We start from the raw sequence: 16,712 nt of genomic DNA on the forward strand, positions 1-16,712 counted from the left end.
CATGACCCTCTCTGTCCTGTCGGTCGCCTCGGAAGCGTTCCCGCTCATCAAGACCGGTGGCCTCGCCGATGTCGTGGGGGCGCTGCCCGAGGCGCTCAGCCCCCATGACATCGCCGTCACCACGCTGATCCCCGGCTTTCCCAAGGTCATGCGCGCGATCGGCGACGCACCGCGCGTGCATCACTTCCCGCACATCATCGGCACCGAGGCCTGGCTGCGCGAGGCCAAGATCGGCGAGCACCGGCTGCTCGTCATCGACGCGCCGCACCTCTATGAGCGCGAGGGGCTTCCCTATGTCGATACCGACGGCCATGACTGGCACGACAATTGGCGGCGTTTCGCGGTGCTGGCGCGCGCGGGCGCCGACCTCGCCTCGGGCGCGGTGCCGGGATATGACTTCGACCTGCTCCACGCGCATGACTGGCAGGCGGCGCTGGCCCCGGCCTTTCTCCATTATGCCCCCGGCCCCGGCAAGGTCGCCAAGAGCATCGTCACCATCCACAATATCGCCTTTCAGGGCTCGTTCGCGGCGCACCACTTCCCCGATCTGGGCCTGCCGCCTTATGCGTGGAGCGTCGACGGCGTCGAATATTACGGCCAGATCGGCTATCTGAAGGCGGGACTGCGCACCGCCGATGCGATCACCACGGTCAGCCCGACCTACGCTGAGGAAATCCACCGGCCGCAATATGGCATGGGGCTGGAAGGGCTGATCGCCGCCCGCGCCGAATGCGTCAGCGGGATCGTCAACGGTATCGACCCCGCCATCTGGAGCCCCAGGGCCGACGCCGCGCTGCCCGCCCCCTTCACCGTCGACACGCTGGACGATCGCGTCGCCAACAAGCGCGCGGTCGAGGAGCAGTTCGGGCTGGAGCGGGATGACGGCCCGATCTTCACCGTCATCAGCCGCCTGACCTGGCAAAAGGGCATGGACCTGCTGGTCGAGGTCATCGACGATCTGGTCGCGATGGGCGGAAGGCTGGTCGTGCTGGGCACCGGCGACCCGGCGCTGGAAATCGCCTTCGCCACCGCCGCGCTGCGCCATTCCGGCCGCGTCTCGGTGCGCATCGGTTATGACGAGCCGGTCTCGCATCTGCTGCAAGGGGGCTGCGACGCGATCATCATCCCCTCGCGCTTCGAGCCGTGCGGGCTGACCCAGCTTTACGGCCTGGCCTATGGCTGCGTGCCCGTGGTCGCGCGGACCGGCGGGCTGGCCGACACGATCATCGACGCCAACGAGGCCGCCTTGGCCGCGGGCGTGGCGACCGGCCTTCAGTTCGACGACATGACCCCCGACAATATCGTCGCGGCGCTGCGTCGCACAATGAGACTCTATGCCGATCAAGACCAATGGCGTACCATTCAGGTGAATGGCATGAATGCCGATTATAGCTGGCACCATAGCGGCCGCCACTATGCCGAACTCTACCGATCCGTCTTGGGGGACCAATGATCAAGACCGTCGCGACTCAGCCCTATCTCGACCAGAAGCCGGGCACCTCGGGCCTGCGCAAGAAGGTGCGGGTGTTCCAGCAACCCCATTACGCCGAGAATTTCGTCCAGTCGGTGTTCGACGCGCTGGGCGATGAGAAGACCGGCCAGACGCTGGTCATCGGCGGCGACGGCCGCTTCCTGAACCGCGAGGTGATCCAGGTCGCAATCCGCATGGCCGCCGCGAACGGCTTTGCCCGCGTCGTGGTCGGCCAGGGCGGCATCCTGTCGACCCCGGCGGCCAGCAACGTGATCCGCCAGCGCAAGGCGCTGGGCGGCCTGGTCCTGTCGGCCAGCCACAATCCGGGCGGGCCGGATGAGGATTTCGGCATCAAGTACAATATCTCCAATGGCGGCCCCGCCCCGGAGAAGGTGACCGACGCGATCCACGCCAATACCAAGGCGATCAGCCGCTTGCTGACCGTCGAGGCCGATGACATCGACCTCGACACGCTGGGCGAGGTGACGGTCGGCGACATGACGGTCGAGGTGATCGACTCGGTCGCCGATTATGCCGCGCTGATGGAGAGCCTGTTCGACTTCGCCGCGATCCGACGCGCGGTCGAGGGCGGCTTCACCATGTCGTTCGACGCGATGAGCGCGGTGACCGGCCCCTATGCGACCGAGATCCTGGAAAAGCGGCTGGGCTTCGCGCCCGGCACCGTGCGCAACGGCACGCCCCTCCCCGATTTCGGCGGGCATCATCCCGACCCCAATCTGGTCCATGCCAGGGAACTCTACGACCGGATGATGGCGGCGGACGCGCCCGATTTCGGCGCGGCCTCGGACGGGGACGGCGACCGCAACCTCATCATCGGGCGCGGGCGGTTCATCACGCCCTCGGACAGCCTGGCGATGCTGGCGGCGAACGCGCATCTGGCGCCTGCCTATGCCGGTGGGCTGAAGGGCATCGCCCGCTCTATGCCGACCAGCGCCGCCGCCGACCGGGTGGCCGAGAAGCTGGGCATCCCCGCCTATGAGACGCCGACGGGGTGGAAATTCTTCGGCAACCTGCTCGATGCGGGGATGGCGACCATCTGCGGTGAGGAGAGCGCAGGGACCGGCTCGGACCATGTGCGCGAGAAGGACGGGCTGTGGGCGGTGCTGCTCTGGCTCAACATCCTCGCCGCCTCGGGCAAGTCGGTCGACCAGATCGCGCGCGATCACTGGGCAACCTATGGCCGCAATTACTATGCGCGCCACGACTATGAAGGCGTCGAGAGCGAGCGCGCCGATGCGCTGATGGCGGACCTGCGCGCCAAGCTGCCGACCCTGCCGGGCGAGACCTTCGCCGGGCTGACGGTCGAGACGGCGGACGACTTCGCCTATACCGACCCGACCGACCAGTCGGTCAGCCGCAACCAGGGCATTCGCGTGCTGTTCGAGGGCGGCAGCCGCGTCGTGTTCCGCCTGTCGGGCACCGGCACCAGCGGCGCGACCTTGCGCGTCTATCTGGAGCGTTACTCGGCCGACGAACTCGACCGCGAGACGCCCGAGATGCTCGCCGACATCATCGCCGCGGCGGACGAAATCGCCGGGATCACCCAGCATACCGGCCGCACCGAACCCGATGTGGTGACGTGATCCCACCTTCTTCCTCCCCTGCAAGGGGAGGTGGCAGTCCGCAGGACTGACGAAGGGGTGTCACCATCAGCGGGGACACCCCTCCACCACCGCTTCGCGGCGGTCCCCCTCCCCTTACAGGGGAAGAATCGCCATGCTGCCGCCATGACGAATCAGCCCACCCCGCTCTTTGGCGCAACGCCCGTCCCCGGCGGCACCCGCTTCGCCGTCCGCTCGACCGCCGATCGGGTGGAATTATGCCTGTTCGACGGAGCGCAGGAACGCCGCGTCGCCCTGACCCGCGAGGGCGATGTCTGGAGCGCCACCGTTCCCGGCCGCGACCATCTCTACGGCTATCGCGCGCATGGCGCGTACGACCCGGCACGCAACCTGTGGTTCGATCCCGCCAAGCTGCTGGTCGATCCTTACGCGCTCGAACTCGACCGCCCCTTCGTCCAGTCGCCGCGCCTTGGCCGATATGGCGAGGACACCGCCGACATCGTCCCGCGCGCCCGCGTCGTCGCCCCGCTGACCGAGTCCCCCGCCCCGCCGCTCTTTCGACCGGGCGAGCTGATCTATGAGCTGAACGTTCGCGGCTTCTCGATGCGCCATCCCGCCATTCCGCCGGAACAGCGCGGCACGCTGGCGGCGCTTGCGCATCCGGCGGTGCTCGATCACCTGCGCAAGCTGGGTGTGGCGGCGGTCGAGCTGATGCCGATCACCGCCGCGATCGACGAGCGCCACCTGCCGCCGCTCGGCCTGCGCAATGGCTGGGGCTATAATCCGGTCGTGCCGATGGCGCTTTGTCCGGAGCGGGTGCCGGGCGGCGTCGCCGAACTGGTCGCCACCATCGCCGCGCTGCGACAGGCGGGGGTCGGCGTCATCCTCGACCTCGTCTTCAACCATATGGGCGAGAGCGACGTGCAGGGCGGCACCCTGTCCTTCCGGGGGCTCGATCCGGACGTCTATGCCCGGACGGCGGACGGCACGCTCATCAACGATGCGGGGACGGGCAACACGCTCGACGCCAGCCGCCCCAGCGTCCGCGCGACGATCCTCGACAGCCTGCGCCATTTCGCGCGGGCCGGGGTCGACGGCTTCCGCTTCGACCTCGCCCCCGTGCTGGCGCGCGGGCCGGGATTCGATCCGAACGCCCCCATCTTCGCCGAGATCGCCGCCGATCCGATCCTCTCGACCCGCGTGATGATCGCCGAGCCGTGGGACATCGGCCCCGGCGGATACCAGCTGGGCGCTTTCCCCGAGCATTGGCTGGAGTGGAACGACCGCTACCGCGACCAGGTGCGCCGCTTCTGGCGCGGCGACGGGCGCAGCGGCGACCTCGCGACGCGGGTGGCGGGATCGGCCGACATATTCACTGGCGCGGCCAGCCGCTCGGTCAATTTCGTCGCGGCGCATGACGGCTTCACCCTGGCCGACATGGTCGCCTATGCCGGGCGGCACAATCAGGCCAATGGCGAGGACAATCGCGACGGGCATGGCGACGAGGTGTCGTGGAACCATGGTGCCGAGGGGCCGAGCGACGATCCCGCCATCCACACCGCCCGCATCCGCTCGGTCCGTGCGCTGCTCGCCACGCTGTTCCTGTCGCGCGGCACCCCGATGCTGACCGCCGGGGACGAGTTCGGGCGCAGCCAGGGCGGCAACAACAATGGCTATGCGCAGGACAATGACACGACCTGGCTCGACTGGGCGAACCGGGACGAGGCACTGGAGGAGTTCGTCGCACGGCTGAGCGCCTTTCGCCGCGCGCTGCCGCTCGATGCGACCGGCTGGCTGGCGGGGGCCGAGTGGCGCCATCTGGCCGGTGCCCCGATGACGCCCGAGGATTGGGACCGGGGCGATGGCTTCGCGCTCCACCTGCCCATAAGCGAGGAAAGCCTGATCCTGCGCTTCGACCGAATCCACGGCGTCTCCGCCATCCGGGGCCTGCTGCTGGAAAGCTAGGGCGTCGCCATCGGTCCCATCAGATTGTGGTTCAGATGCCCCATGATCCAGATCGACCCCAGCAGCACCAGCGCCACGATCAGCACGCCGAACAACAGCGCCAGCACATTGTTGCTGTTGTCCGGCCCGGTGGTAATGTGGAGGAAGAACACCAGATGCACCCCCATCTGCCCGATCGCCAGCGCCACCAGCGCGGCGGGGACCGCCGGACCCCAGACGATGTCGAACTGCACCAATGCGAAGGACGCCGCCGTCAGGATCGCCGCCGCGACCAGCCCGATCGCATAGCTGCGCACGCCGCCGACGATCGAGTCGCGCTCGCCATCCACGCCCGGCGCGGTTTCGTCGCGTGCCATTTCCTCGTCGGGCCGCTCGCTCATCCGCGCACTCCCATCAGATAGACCATGGTGAACAACGCCACCCAGATGATGTCGAGCGCATGCCAGAACAGGCTGAAGCACAGGATGCGGCGCAATATGTCCTCGCGAAACCCCTTGGCCCAGGCCTGCGCCATCATCGTCGTCAGCCAGAGCAGACCGAGCGTCACATGCAATCCGTGACAACCGACCAGCGCGAAGAACGCCGACAGGAAGGCGCTGCGCCCCGGCCCCGCCCCCTCGCCGATCAGGTGGAGGAACTCATAGGCCTCCAGCGCGAGGAAGGCGGCACCGAGCAAAGCGGTCACCGCCATGGCGATCTGGAACCAGCGCATGTTGCGCGCCATCGTGCCCACGCCCGCCAGCCCGCAGGCGAAGCTGGACAGGAGGAGCAGCACCGTCTCCGCCTCGACCAGCTTAAGCTCGAACAGCTCTTTGCCCGAGGGGCCGCCCGCCGTCGCGTCCACCAGCACCGCATAGGCGGCGAAGAAACAGGCGAACAGGATGAAGTCCGACAGCAGGAAGATCCAGAAGCCATAGGACACCACGATCCGCTTGGGCGCGGGGCCATCCGGATTGGGCTCGGCGGCGCGGCCCAGCTTGTTGGGATCATGGGCCTTGGCGGTCTGGCTCATGACAGCGCCTCTTCGGGCAGGTCGAGCAGCGTCGCCTTGCTCCGGCGGCGCGCCTGGTCCAGCCGCTCGACCTCCTCGACCGGGATTTCATATTCGGCCTTGTCGCGCCACGCGAAGACGATGAACGTCCCCCAGGCCCCGAAGAAGCCCAGGATCACCAGCCACCAGATATGCCAGATCAGCGCAAAGCCCATGGCAGTGGCAAAGAAGGCGCTGACGATTCCGGTGGGCGAGTTGCGCGGCATCTCGATCGGTTCGTAATCGGGGCGGTCCGACAGGCGGCGATTCTCGCGCGCCTTGGACTTGATCCCCCAATAGGCTTCCTCGCCCTTCACATCGGGCAGCACCGCGAAGTTGAAGGACGGGGGCGGCGAGCTGGTGATCCATTCCAGCGTGCGGCCGTCCCAGGGGTCGCCGCTCTCGTCGATGCGGGTCTCGCGCGTCCTGATCGAGACATAGAGCATCATGACCTGGCACATGATCCCGCCCAGGATCAGCAGCGCACCGACCCCGGCCACCAGCAGCCAGGGATGCCAGCCGGGCACGTCATAATGCTGCATCCGCCGCGTCATGCCCATCAGCCCCAGCACATAGAGCGGCATGAAGGCGACGTAGAAGCCGCTGATCCACAACCAGAAGGCGCGCTTGCCCCAGCGCTCGTCCAGGGTGAAACCGAACATCTTGGGAAACCAGAAGGTGAAGCCCGCAAAGGCGCCGAACAGCACGCCGCCGATGATGACGTTATGGAAATGCGCGACCAGGAACAGCGAGTTGTGCAGCACGAAGTCGGCGGGCGGCACCGCCAGCATCACCCCGGTCATGCCGCCGATCACGAAGGTCACGATGAACCCGATCGACCACAGCATCATCGACGTATAGCGGATGCGCCCGCCATACATGGTGAACAGCCAGTTGAAGACCTTCACCCCCGTCGGCACCGCGATGATCATCGTCGTGATGCCGAAGAAACCGTTCACATCGGCCCCCGCCCCCATGGTGAAGAAATGGTGCAGCCAGACCATGAAGGACAGGATGCAGATCACCATGGTGGCGATGACCATCGACCGATAACCGAACAGGGGCTTGGACGAGAAGGTCGAGATGATCTCGGAAAACACGCCGAAGGCGGGCAGGATCAGGATATAGACTTCCGGATGGCCCCAGGCCCAGATGAGGTTGACGAACATCATCTGGTTGCCCCCCGCCTCGGGCGTGAAGAAGTGGAAGCCCAGATAACGGTCGAGGATCAGCATGCCGAGGCAGGCGGTCAGCACCGGAAAGGCCGCGACGATCAGCAGGTTGGACGCCAGCGAGGTCCAGGTGAACATCGGCATCCGGCTATAGCCCATGCCCGGCGCGCGCATCTTCAATATGGTGGTGACGAGGTTCACGCCGGACAGCAGCGTCCCCATCCCCGATATCTGCAACGCCCAGAGATAATAATCCACGCCAACGCCGGGCGAGAAGCGCAGCTCCGACAGCGGCGGATAGACCAGCCAGCCGGTCTTGGCGAACTCGCCGATCACCAGGCTCATATTGATGAGCAGCGCGCCGCTGCACGTCAGCCAGAAGCTGACCGAATTGAGCGTCGGAAAGGCCACGTCGCGCACGCCGAGCTGCAACGGCACGACGAAGTTCATCAGCCCGATCATGAACGGCATCGCCACGAAGAAGATCATGATCGTGCCATGCGCCGAGAAGATCTGGTCGTAATGATCCGGCGGCAGATAGCCGTCGCTGTTATAGGCCAGCGCCTGTTGCGACCGCATCAGCAGCGCGTCGGAAAAGCCGCGCAACAGCATCACGCCCGCCAGCAGGCAGTACATCACGCCGATCCGCTTATGGTCGACGCTGGTGATCCACTCGCTCCACAGATAGGGCAGAGCCCCGCGCCGCCAGACCCAGATGAAGACGCCCAAGAGGACCACGCCGATCACCCCGGCCGACACCAGCGGCAGCGGTTCGTGGAACGGGATCGAATCCCAGCCCAGCTTGCCGGTCAGGCTCATTGCTCGCGCCCATCCTCGGCCCGGTCGCCCTCGGGCGCGCCGTTGCGCATCACGATCTGGTCGTAGAGGCCCGGTTGAAGCCGGGGATAGCTGGCGGGGCGGACATTGCGGCTGGGATGCGCCATCGCCACGAACTCGTTCCAGTCGAGCGTCTTGCCCTGCCCCGCCCTGGCGGTCGCGACGAAGCGGTCGAACGCCGCCTGCGGCACCGCATCGACGAAAAAGTCCATATCGGCAAAGCCCTCCCCGCTATAATGCGCCGACAGCCCGCGATACCGCCCCGCCTTGTCGGCGCGCAGGTGAAGCGTCGAGTCCATCCCCGACATGGCATAGATCTGGCTGCCCAGCTGCGGCACGAAGAAGCTGTTCATGACGCCCGCCGAGGTGATGCGGAACTTCACCGGGGTGCCGACCGGCACGACCAGCCGGTTGATCGTGGCGATCCCCTGTTCGGGATAGAGGAACAGCCATTTCCAGTCGGTCGCGACGACCTCGATCGTCATCGGCCTTGCCCGGGAGGCGATCGGCCTGGGCGGGTCGAGATCGTGGCTGCCGATCCATGCGATACCGCCCAAGAACATGATGGCCAGCGCCGGGATCGACCAGACCAGCAATTCCAGTCGCCCCGAATAGGCCCATTCGGGCAAATGCTTGGCGCGGCTGTTGCCCGCCCGGAACCACCAGCCAAAGGCGAAGGCCAGCACGATCACCGGCACGACGATGGCCAGCATCACCGCCAGCGCATTGAAGAAGATGCTGCGCTCGCCCGCCGCGATCGGCCCGGCCGGGTTCAATATGCCCGGCTCACAGGCGGTCAGGACAGCGCACAGGCCAAGGCACGTAAAACGCGCGGAAAATCGGGCTAGGCGCGGATCGCGGAGCATTCAGACGGTGAACGGCGGCCTCATGCTTTCGTTCCGCCCCCGCATGGTCAGGCCGCCAGTCGTCGTCCCTCGCCGTCGCCGCTGTCATTGGCGGGCCGCTCCGTCCGGCGCGGGCGCGCTGCCCGGCTCGCGGACATTTGCCGTCCCCCGCGACGGAAGACCGGCCAGCGCGCCAGCATCGAGGAGGACAGGACCGTAGCCATGGTCAGTTCGACCAGCCCGCCCCATTCGATCGTCGAGACGATCATCACCAGATCGCCCATCGACCCCGCCGCCCCGCCGAGCATGCGGATCTCATCGATCTCGAACCAGATGGCGAACCCGATCAGCGCCACCCCGAGCGCGATCGTCGCCCAATGCCCCGGTCGGACCCGATTCAATTGCCGCGCCGGCGCCTCGACCAACAGGTGCGCCAGCCAGCGGCTTATCGGCAAGCTCGGGCAACAGCGCAGCAGAATCGTCAGCCCCAGAAGCAACAGCGCGGTCGTCTCCACGATCATCCCCCTTCGATCCCCCTGCCGCCTCCACGTCCCTTTGCGGGGATGGTGGAATCGATTTTCGCGACCGTCCCACTATGGAGACGAAATGGCGATTTACCAGAGGCGTGACGGCGGCGCCCGCTCGCGTCTATGCTCGTGCCATGACCCTGCGCAGCGCCCTGTTCCTTCCCGCCTCCAATCCCCGCGCCATCGCCAAGGCGCGGACGCTCGACAGCGATGCGGTGATCCTCGACCTGGAGGATGCGGTGGCCCCCGATGCCAAGGCGGCCGGGCGAGAGGCGGCGGTGGCCGCGGTGCGCGAGGGAGGCTTTGGGGACAGGCCGTTGGTGGTGCGGACCAACGGGCTCGACACCCGCTGGGCGGCGGACGATCTCGCCGCGCTCGCCGCCGTGCGTCCGGCGGCGGTGCTGATTCCGAAGGTCGATGACGTTCCGACCCTGGCACGGGCGCGGGCGGCACTGGGGCCTGGCGTGCCGCTCTGGGCGATGATCGAGACGTGCCGGGGCATCCTGTCGCTGGGCGCGATCGCACAGGCCGCGCGCGAGGTCGGGCTGACCGCGCTGGTGGCGGGCACCAACGATCTCGCCAAGGAGATGCGCCTGCCCGCGCCGCCGCCGCCCGAGGCCTTGCTGCCGTTGCGAGTGCAGATCGTCGTGGCGGCCCGCGCGGGCGGGATGATCGCGCTCGACGGGGTGTGCAACGCGCTCGATGCGCCCGAACGGCTGGCGGCGGAATGCGCCGATGGGCGGCGGCTGGGGTTCGACGGCAAGACGCTGATCCATCCCAACCAGATCGACGCCGCCCATCGCGGCTTCGGCCCCGACGAGGCTGAGATCGCCTGGGCCCGGCGGATCGTCACCGCCTTTGCCGAACCCGAACAGGCGGCGCTGGGCGCGATCCGGCTGGACGGGCAGATGGTCGAGCGACTCCATCTGATCGAGGCGGAGCGGATATTGGCGCTGGCGGGCGTGGTGTAGCGACTATCTCCGCCTTCCCCGTTCCGGGGAGGATTAGGGCGGATCGACATTTACTATTGCTTCTTCTTCCCCTCTCCCCTGGACAGGGGAGAGGGTTAGCGAAGCTTGCCAGCCTGCTGGCTAGCGCAGCTTGGGTGAGGGGTCGAGCGAGCCCAAAGGCTCGCGCGCTGCGCGCATGCACCCCTCACCCAGCCCCGACTAAGCCTTTGCTTTCGCAAAGACCAAGTCTGCGCAACCCTCTCCCCTCTGCGAGGGGCGAGGGACGGAAAGGTGTCGCTGAATGTCGATCGGCCCTAGGGGACGCTGGCCTCGCGCTTGCGGTCGGCATTGGCGGCGCGATTCTCGCGGACGCGCTGGGCAAAGCAGCCGGTCGCGCCGCCCGCGCCGACCGCCGAGCAGCTGCCGATGCTGTTGACGCCGACGCCCTCATTGGTGGTGCCGGTCGCACGGACCGCCCAGCTTTCATTCTCGGGCGTCACCTGGAGTTCGCGAAGCTCCTTGGGCACGCGGAACTGCTCCTGCGCGCTGCGGCGGACGCAGACGACGATCTCGTTGCCGTTATTGTCGGTGGGGCAGCGTTCGTTGCCGAACAGGGTCAGCACGCCGTTGATCGGCGCGTTGCGCGACACCTCGCCCGGCGCCTGGGCGGGCTTGGCCTTGACCGCACCGGGCGCGGCGACCGGTTGCACCGGAGCCTGCTGGATCGGAATCGGCTGGATTGGGGTCTGCCGGACGGGGGCCTGCTGGGCCGCGACCGGGCTCGCCGCCGCGATCACGCCCAGCCCCGCCAGCATCGCCCTGCGCCACGTCCGCTCGACCATATCCTCTCTCCCGCTCACCCCGTGTCAGATCCGCTTGGCCGCCGCGATCGCGACCTTGCAGCCCGCCCGGATCAATCCGTACAGCACCGGATAGGCGATCGCCTCCTCCGCGCCCGCGCCCAGCGCATGGTCGCGATGCTCCAGTTCCTCGGCCTGGAAATCGGCGATCGCCTCGGACAGTTCGGGGTCGCTGTCGCCCAGCTGGTCGAGCTGGTCCTGATAATGTTTGTCGATCTCGGTCTCGACCGCCGCCGTGCACGCCATCGCGGCCTTCGGCCCGATCGCCGCCGTGATCGCGCCCAGCGCGAATCCCGCCTTGTCCCAGAAGGGCTGGAACAGCGTCGGCCGCACCCGGCGTTCGGCGATCATCCGGTCGAAAAAGGCGCGGTGGCGCTCCTCCTGCTCGGCCATGTGGTGGATGGCGCGGGCAAAGGGATGCCGGTCGCCCAGCACCGCCAGCTGCCCCGCATAGATGCGGGTCGCGCCATATTCCCCGGCCTGGTCCACCCGGACCATCGCCTTCATCGGTTCGCGCCGGTCGCCCGGCATCCAGCGAAGCTGGCTCATCGCGCCTTCCTCATCAACATCAGGATCGCCGCCGCGCCGCCCAGCGAGAAGATCGCGTTGAACCCGGCCAGCGAAATGCCGCCCAGCGTCCATTGCGCCACGTCGCAGCGGATGACCGGCGCATGCATGATCGCATTCAACCGGTCGGTCGCGCTCAATCCGTTCAAGTCCACCGTCGAGGTGCAGGCGGTGAAGCCCTGCCACCAGCCATATTCGACCCCGGCATGCGCGACACCGATCGCCCCCGACACCGCGATCAACAACGCGGCAAGGATGACAAGCGATCCCCGGATGCTGCGCTGGGGCACGACAAAGGCGAGCAGCGCGGGCACCAGCGCGGCATAATGCGGCCAGCGCTGCCAATGGCACATCTCGCACGGATACAGCCCGCCGATCAGCTGGCTGCCCCACGCCCCCGCCAGCAAGGCGGCAGGCAGCAGCAGCGCGATCCAGTTGGCGCGGCGTTCGTTGCGGGTACGCGGGGTCGTCATGTCACTTCACCGGCGGCTTGGTGGCGGCGGCGACCTGCGCGGCCCCGCCCAGCCGCGCGATGGTCTTCAGTGCGTAATAGAGCTGGAAGTCCTCGACCCCCTGCTTCTTGAGCGCATCGGGGGTCATCGCGAAGCGCGGATCGGTCTTGGTATCCTCTTCCAGGATCGCATTGTCGGCCTTCACCTCGTTGATCAGGTGGCGGCGCAGATCGGCCTCGCGGAAGACGGGCCGCGTCTTGTAATCGGGATCGGAAATCTGCGGCACCTTGATGTCCGGCTCGATCCCGCCCTCCTGCACCGACCGGCCCGAAGGGGTGTAGTAGCGCGCGGTGGTCAGGCGAAGCGCGGTTTCGGGGCCGAGCGGCAACAGCGTCTGGACCGATCCCTTGCCGAAGCTGCGCTCGCCCATCACCAGCGCGCGGTGATGATCCTGAAGCGCGCCCGCAACGATCTCGGAGGCCGAGGCGGTGCCCGAATTGGTCAGGACGATCACGGGCAGGCCATGCGCGTCGTCGCCGGGCTTGGCATAATAGCGTTCGATGTCCGACTTCTCGCGGCCGCGCTGCGACACGATCTCGCCATGGTCCAGGAAGGCGTCGCTGACCGCGATCGCCTGGGTCAGCAGGCCGCCGCCATTGTCACGCAGGTCGACGACATAGCCCAGCGGCCGGTGGCCCAGCGCCTTGTCGATCGCCATGATCGCGGCGCGCGTGTCGGCCCCGGTGTTTTCGGAGAAGGTGTTGATGTTGATATAGCCCACATCGCCCTTGACCTCCCACTTGACCGGGCGTTGGACGATGACCTCGCGGGTCAGGGTCAGCTCCAGCGGCTTGTCGCGGCCGGGGCGGACGATGGTGAGCCGAATCTTCGTGCCGGGCTTGCCGCGCATCTGGCCGATCGCCTCATCCAGCGACTGGCCATAGACCAGCTTGCCGTCGATATGGGTGATATAGTCGCCCGACTTGATGCCTGCGCGACCCGCCGGGGTATCCTCCTGCGGCGCGATGACCTTGATCGCGCCGTCCTCCATCGACACGGTCAGGCCCAGGCCGCCATAATTGCCCTCGGTCTGGATCTTGAGATTGTCGAAATCCAGCGCGTCGACATAGCTGCTATGCGGGTCGAGCGCGGCCAGCATCCCCTGGATCGCGCCCTTGATCAGCGTGTCGTCATCGACCTTGTCGACATAATCGGCCTTGATCCGGTTATAGACGTCGAGGAACCGGTCGAACTGCCGCACGGTCGAGCTGTCCACCGCCGCCATCGCGGAGGTCGTGATCGGCACCATGGCCAGCGCGCCGACAATGGCAGTAGCAGTCAGAAGCGGACGTTTCGGCAGCAAACGGGGCATCGAGGGTCCTGGACCAGAAAAGCGGACCGCCTGTGTAGCGGGAAGCCGTTCCCAATCAAAGCGCAACCGTGCTGAACGGGGGGTGAGCGGTGGGATGCCGGACTCTCCTTGTACCGAACGCCCACAATGGCGGACTGCCATCGCCCCCGACCAAATGCCCTGCCCCGATATGAACGGGATCGTTCCATTTCCGTAATTGAGATGGGCGATCGTAAATTAGGCTCAGGACCTATTAAGTAACTTGCATGATCGGTGGCGGGTTGATTCATTGGCGGTGGAGGTGCGGCCGATGAGTGACCTGTTCTGGCTGACGGACAAGCAGATGCAGCGGATTGAGCCGTATTTTCCGTTGTCGCATGGCGTGCCGCGCGTGGATGACCGGCGGATCGTCAGTGGCATCATCTTCGTGATCCGCAACGGCCTGCGCTGGCGGGATGCGCCAGCGGCTTATGGTCCGCCCAAGACGATCTACAACCGGTTCATCCGCTGGAGCCGGATGGGGGTATTCAACCGCATCTTTGCCGGACTGGCAGCCGAGGGCGGACCACCGGATCAGCTGATGATCGACGCCACGCATCTGAAGGCGCACCGGACGGCAGCCAGCCTGCTCAAAAAGGGGCTCTTTCCCGATGTATCGGGCGCACCAGGGGCGGCCTGAACTCCAAGCTGCACGCCGTCTGCGACGATCGTGGACGCCCGCGTGTCATGCTGCTCACCGAAGGGCAGATGAGCGACTACAAGGGCGCAGCCCTCATGTTCGAGGCGATGCCACCCGCTCCCATTCTGCTCGCCGATCGCGGCTACGACGCCGACTGGTTCCGCCAGGCGCTCACCGCGCGTGGAACCGCCGCCTGCATCCCGTCACGCAAAGGCCGCAAGGCGCCGATCCCGCATGATGCTGCACTCTACCGACGTCGTCACAGGATCGAGAACATGTTCGGCCGCCTCAAAGACTGGCGACGCATCCATACCCGCTACGACCGATGTGCTCACGCCTTCATGTCGGCCATCGCACTCGCTGCCACCGTCATCTTCTGGATCAATCAATGAGTCCTGAGCCTAGAAGGCTCTCACCCCAGGATAGCCGCGATATCCATCGGTCGCCCGTCGCGGCGAAGCTCCACCGTCACGCGTGGCGCCATGCCCCCGCGCCCCTGGCCCGCCCGGCCCAGCACCGCACCCGCCGCGACTCTCTGCCCGACCCGCACCGCGATGCCGCCCAGCCCGGTGACGAGGCTGGTCCAGCCCGCGCCGTGATCCACGATGATGATCCCGCCATAGCCGCGAAACGGTCCGGCATAGCGGATCTCGCCCCCGGCCGGCGCGACGACCGGAGCCTGCGGCCCCGTCGCCAGCGTGATGCCGCGCGCACGCACGCCCGCATCCGAAATCTCGCCAAAGCCGCTCGCCACCCGTCCGGCGACCGGCAGGCGATAGGTGCCCGGCGGGATCGCCGGTCCCGCCGCACCCGGCGCCAGGGGCCGCGCCACCGGGCCGGGCAGCGCCAGGAGTTCGCCCGCCGTCGCCTGCGCCTCGCCCCGCTCGGCCATGCGGTCGACGATGTCGCGCGCCGCTTCGCCCAGCGCCAACGCGCGATTGGCCTCGTCCACCGCGCCGCGCCCCAGCGTGTCGGCCCGTCCGCGATGCACCGCCTCCAGCCGGGCCAGCGCCTGACGCTCACTCTCCAATTTCGCGGTGGTCGCCGACAGCGCCCGCGCCGCCAGCCCCGCCTGGGCGCGAATTCGCCGGGTCGCCGCCAGCTCGGCGCGCACCACCGCCGATCGTTCCGCGATCACCGGCGCGATGGTGCCGAAAACCGCGCGGACATGCGCGACATCGGCGACCGAACCCGGCTGCGCCACCGCCGCGATAGGGGGGCGCGCCGCCATGCCCTGCATCGCCGCCAGCAGATGTGCGAGCGGCGCCTGCGCCCGAGCCAGCCGCGCCTGTTGCTGCGCGAGCAGGCCGGCGACCAGATCGACCCGCGCGCGTGCCGCACGCACCTCCGCCTCGGCCGCCGCGACGCGTGCGGCCATGGCCCGTTCGCGCGCCTGGGCGATGGCGGCGGCATCGCGTTCGGCATCCGCCTGTCGTTCCAGCGCCTGGGCGCGCGCCTGCGCCGCCGCCGCGCCCGCGCGGGCATCGGCCAGCCGTCGCTGGTCGGCGGCGATGTCGGTCGCGCCGAGCAGCGCCAGAGCGGCCAGCGCCAGCGTTGCATGCCGCCGGGCCACGCCTATCCCTCGCGGTGATAGGGGTGGTTGGCCAGGATGCTGGTCGCGCGGAAAAGCTGTTCGGCCAGCATCGCCCGTGCCATCATGTGCGGCCAGGTCGCGCGGCCATAGGAGATGAGCAGGTCGGCGCGCGCGCGGTCGGCATCCTCGAACCCGTCCGCCGCGCCGATCATGAAGCGGCACTCGCGCACGCCATCGTCGCGCCAGCGCTCCAGCCGACGCGCAAAGTCCATCGAGGTCAGGTTCTCGCCCTTCTCGTCCATCAGGACGAGGCGCGCCTGTCCCTCCAGCGGAGGGATTTTCCCGCCGGTGTCAGGGAGTTCGGTGATCCGGGTCGGCCAGCCGATCCGCTTGATATAGCGATCGACCAGCTCGGCCTCGGGCGAACGGCCGATTCGCCCGCGCGCGACGATATGCAGCAGCACGGGCGAAACCCCTGGGCGTCAGAGGTTGCGGTCGGCCGGGCTGGCGGGGGGAGTCGGCGCATCGCCGAACGCCCACATCCGCTCGAGATTGTAGAAAGTCCGCACCTCGGGCCGGAACAGGTGGACGATGACGTCATTGGCGTCGATCAGAACCCAGTCGGCGGTCGGCAGACCTTCGATCCGCACCGAACGGCCGAACTCGGCCTTGATCTTCTCGGCGAGCTTCATCGCCATCGACGCGACCTGCCGGGTCGACCGACCGCTGGCGATCACCATGAAATCTGCGATCGACGACTTGCCCGCCAGCGGGATCGAAATCGTCTCCACCGCCTGGTCGTCGTCGAGCGAGGCGAGGATCAGGCGATGCAGCGCCTCCACCTCGGCAGGATCGGACGGACGCGGCGATTGGGGGGAAGTGGCCAAGT

Annotated in this window: 17 protein-coding genes; 5 read left to right on the forward strand and 12 right to left on the reverse strand. The window is 67.6% G+C overall.

The annotated features are described in order from the left end of the window. Position 1: 1 nt before the first annotated feature. From glgA to glgX, 3 genes are all read left to right on the forward strand, one after another. Positions 2 to 1,453 carry a glycogen synthase GlgA gene (gene glgA, locus QE360_RS03335; RefSeq protein ID WP_309699281.1) on the forward strand — a complete coding sequence of 484 codons (1,452 nt, stop codon included), beginning with the start codon at positions 2 to 4 and terminating at the stop codon, positions 1,451 to 1,453. After that, positions 1,450 to 3,075, forward strand: a complete 1,626-nt coding sequence (locus QE360_RS03340; RefSeq protein WP_309699283.1) for an alpha-D-glucose phosphate-specific phosphoglucomutase — start codon at positions 1,450 to 1,452, stop codon at positions 3,073 to 3,075. Before glgA ends, QE360_RS03340 begins: the two co-directional genes overlap by 4 nt. Before the next feature lie 144 nt (positions 3,076 to 3,219). After that, positions 3,220 to 5,019: a glycogen debranching protein GlgX gene (gene glgX / locus QE360_RS03345; protein WP_309699285.1), complete on the forward strand. Its 1,800-nt coding sequence runs from the start codon at positions 3,220 to 3,222 to the stop codon at positions 5,017 to 5,019. On the opposite strand, the gene cyoD is transcribed toward glgX, so the two are convergent. From cyoD to QE360_RS03370, 5 genes are read right to left on the reverse strand one after another with little or no spacing between them, the layout of a single operon-like run. Continuing rightward, positions 5,016 to 5,399 (reverse strand): cytochrome o ubiquinol oxidase subunit IV, encoded by a 384-nt coding sequence (gene cyoD / locus QE360_RS03350; RefSeq protein WP_309692566.1) that lies wholly within the window; start codon positions 5,397 to 5,399, stop codon positions 5,016 to 5,018. The two genes, glgX and cyoD, sit on opposite strands and share 4 nt — an antisense overlap. Beyond that, positions 5,396 to 6,031 carry a cytochrome (ubi)quinol oxidase subunit III gene (locus QE360_RS03355; RefSeq protein WP_309699287.1) on the reverse strand — a complete coding sequence of 212 codons (636 nt, stop codon included), beginning with the start codon at positions 6,029 to 6,031 and terminating at the stop codon, positions 5,396 to 5,398. Before QE360_RS03355 ends, cyoD begins: the two co-directional genes overlap by 4 nt. Further along, positions 6,028 to 8,040 (reverse strand): cytochrome o ubiquinol oxidase subunit I, encoded by a 2,013-nt coding sequence (cyoB, locus tag QE360_RS03360; protein ID WP_309699289.1) that lies wholly within the window; start codon positions 8,038 to 8,040, stop codon positions 6,028 to 6,030. Before cyoB ends, QE360_RS03355 begins: the two co-directional genes overlap by 4 nt. Beyond that, positions 8,037 to 8,924 (reverse strand): ubiquinol oxidase subunit II, encoded by an 888-nt coding sequence (gene cyoA / locus QE360_RS03365; RefSeq protein ID WP_309699291.1) that lies wholly within the window; start codon positions 8,922 to 8,924, stop codon positions 8,037 to 8,039. The genes cyoB and cyoA overlap by 4 nt, the downstream gene beginning before the upstream one ends. Positions 8,925 to 8,971: 47 nt before the next feature. Then, positions 8,972 to 9,424, reverse strand: a complete 453-nt coding sequence (locus QE360_RS03370; RefSeq protein ID WP_309699293.1) for a hypothetical protein — start codon at positions 9,422 to 9,424, stop codon at positions 8,972 to 8,974. Positions 9,425 to 9,564: 140 nt separating this feature from the next. Between QE360_RS03370 and QE360_RS03375 the strand changes: the two genes are divergently transcribed. Next, on the forward strand, positions 9,565 to 10,401 hold the full coding sequence (locus QE360_RS03375) for a CoA ester lyase (RefSeq protein ID WP_309699295.1): 837 nt from the start codon (positions 9,565 to 9,567) through the stop codon (positions 10,399 to 10,401). A gap of 293 nt (positions 10,402 to 10,694) precedes the next feature. Here QE360_RS03375 and QE360_RS03380 read toward each other — a convergent pair whose 3' ends face one another. From QE360_RS03380 to QE360_RS03395, 4 genes are read right to left on the reverse strand one after another with little or no spacing between them, the layout of a single operon-like run. After that, positions 10,695 to 11,222 carry a hypothetical protein gene (locus tag QE360_RS03380; protein ID WP_309699297.1) on the reverse strand — a complete coding sequence of 176 codons (528 nt, stop codon included), beginning with the start codon at positions 11,220 to 11,222 and terminating at the stop codon, positions 10,695 to 10,697. Positions 11,223 to 11,246: 24 nt separating this feature from the next. Further along, positions 11,247 to 11,789, reverse strand: a complete 543-nt coding sequence (locus tag QE360_RS03385; protein ID WP_307102782.1) for a demethoxyubiquinone hydroxylase family protein — start codon at positions 11,787 to 11,789, stop codon at positions 11,247 to 11,249. After that, positions 11,786 to 12,280 carry a disulfide bond formation protein B gene (locus tag QE360_RS03390; RefSeq protein ID WP_309692545.1) on the reverse strand — a complete coding sequence of 165 codons (495 nt, stop codon included), beginning with the start codon at positions 12,278 to 12,280 and terminating at the stop codon, positions 11,786 to 11,788. Before QE360_RS03390 ends, QE360_RS03385 begins: the two co-directional genes overlap by 4 nt. A gap of 1 nt (position 12,281) precedes the next feature. Then, positions 12,282 to 13,631 carry a S41 family peptidase gene (locus tag QE360_RS03395; protein WP_307102778.1) on the reverse strand — a complete coding sequence of 450 codons (1,350 nt, stop codon included), beginning with the start codon at positions 13,629 to 13,631 and terminating at the stop codon, positions 12,282 to 12,284. A gap of 289 nt (positions 13,632 to 13,920) precedes the next feature. Here QE360_RS03395 and QE360_RS03400 point away from each other — a divergent pair. Continuing rightward, positions 13,921 to 14,681, forward strand: a protein-coding gene (locus QE360_RS03400) for an IS5 family transposase (RefSeq protein WP_309698734.1) whose coding sequence is annotated in 2 segments (ribosomal slippage) — positions 13,921 to 14,254 and positions 14,254 to 14,681 — 762 coding nt in all. Because the reading frame shifts where the segments join, the coding sequence is not laid out codon by codon here. 20 nt (positions 14,682 to 14,701) lie between these two features. Here the strand turns inward: QE360_RS03400 and QE360_RS03405 are convergent. From QE360_RS03405 to rsfS, 3 genes are read right to left on the reverse strand one after another with little or no spacing between them, the layout of a single operon-like run. Then, positions 14,702 to 15,862: a peptidoglycan DD-metalloendopeptidase family protein gene (locus tag QE360_RS03405; protein WP_309699300.1), complete on the reverse strand. Its 1,161-nt coding sequence runs from the start codon at positions 15,860 to 15,862 to the stop codon at positions 14,702 to 14,704. A 2-nt stretch (positions 15,863 to 15,864) separates the two neighbouring features. Continuing rightward, positions 15,865 to 16,287: a 23S rRNA (pseudouridine(1915)-N(3))-methyltransferase RlmH gene (locus QE360_RS03410; protein WP_309699302.1), complete on the reverse strand. Its 423-nt coding sequence runs from the start codon at positions 16,285 to 16,287 to the stop codon at positions 15,865 to 15,867. An 18-nt stretch (positions 16,288 to 16,305) separates the two neighbouring features. Further along, positions 16,306 to 16,710, reverse strand: coding sequence for a ribosome silencing factor (gene rsfS / locus QE360_RS03415; RefSeq protein ID WP_307102768.1), 405 nt, complete (start codon positions 16,708 to 16,710; stop codon positions 16,306 to 16,308). Between the last annotated feature and the right edge of the window lie 2 nt (positions 16,711 to 16,712).

Origin of the sequence: Sphingomonas sp. SORGH_AS_0789 (genome assembly GCF_031453055.1) — a bacterium.
In the GTDB taxonomy this organism is placed as follows: Bacteria; Pseudomonadota; Alphaproteobacteria; order Sphingomonadales; family Sphingomonadaceae; genus Sphingomonas.

What these genes read in the sequence shown, in the direction of transcription:
- glgA (WP_309699281.1), top strand. Translation starts at nt 2, where the DNA reads ATGACCCTCTCTGTCCTGTCGGTCGCCTCGGAAGCGTTCCCGCTCATC.
- QE360_RS03340 (WP_309699283.1), top strand. Translation starts at nt 1,450, where the DNA reads ATGATCAAGACCGTCGCGACTCAGCCCTATCTCGACCAGAAGCCGGGC.
- glgX (WP_309699285.1), top strand. Translation starts at nt 3,220, where the DNA reads ATGACGAATCAGCCCACCCCGCTCTTTGGCGCAACGCCCGTCCCCGGC.
- cyoD (WP_309692566.1), bottom strand. Translation starts at nt 5,399, where the DNA reads ATGAGCGAGCGGCCCGACGAGGAAATGGCACGCGACGAAACCGCGCCG.
- QE360_RS03355 (WP_309699287.1), bottom strand. Translation starts at nt 6,031, where the DNA reads ATGAGCCAGACCGCCAAGGCCCATGATCCCAACAAGCTGGGCCGCGCC.
- cyoB (WP_309699289.1), bottom strand. Translation starts at nt 8,040, where the DNA reads ATGAGCCTGACCGGCAAGCTGGGCTGGGATTCGATCCCGTTCCACGAA.
- cyoA (WP_309699291.1), bottom strand. Translation starts at nt 8,924, where the DNA reads ATGCTCCGCGATCCGCGCCTAGCCCGATTTTCCGCGCGTTTTACGTGC.
- QE360_RS03370 (WP_309699293.1), bottom strand. Translation starts at nt 9,424, where the DNA reads ATGATCGTGGAGACGACCGCGCTGTTGCTTCTGGGGCTGACGATTCTG.
- QE360_RS03375 (WP_309699295.1), top strand. Translation starts at nt 9,565, where the DNA reads ATGACCCTGCGCAGCGCCCTGTTCCTTCCCGCCTCCAATCCCCGCGCC.
- QE360_RS03380 (WP_309699297.1), bottom strand. Translation starts at nt 11,222, where the DNA reads ATGGTCGAGCGGACGTGGCGCAGGGCGATGCTGGCGGGGCTGGGCGTG.
- QE360_RS03385 (WP_307102782.1), bottom strand. Translation starts at nt 11,789, where the DNA reads ATGAGCCAGCTTCGCTGGATGCCGGGCGACCGGCGCGAACCGATGAAG.
- QE360_RS03390 (WP_309692545.1), bottom strand. Translation starts at nt 12,280, where the DNA reads ATGACGACCCCGCGTACCCGCAACGAACGCCGCGCCAACTGGATCGCG.
- QE360_RS03395 (WP_307102778.1), bottom strand. Translation starts at nt 13,631, where the DNA reads ATGCCCCGTTTGCTGCCGAAACGTCCGCTTCTGACTGCTACTGCCATT.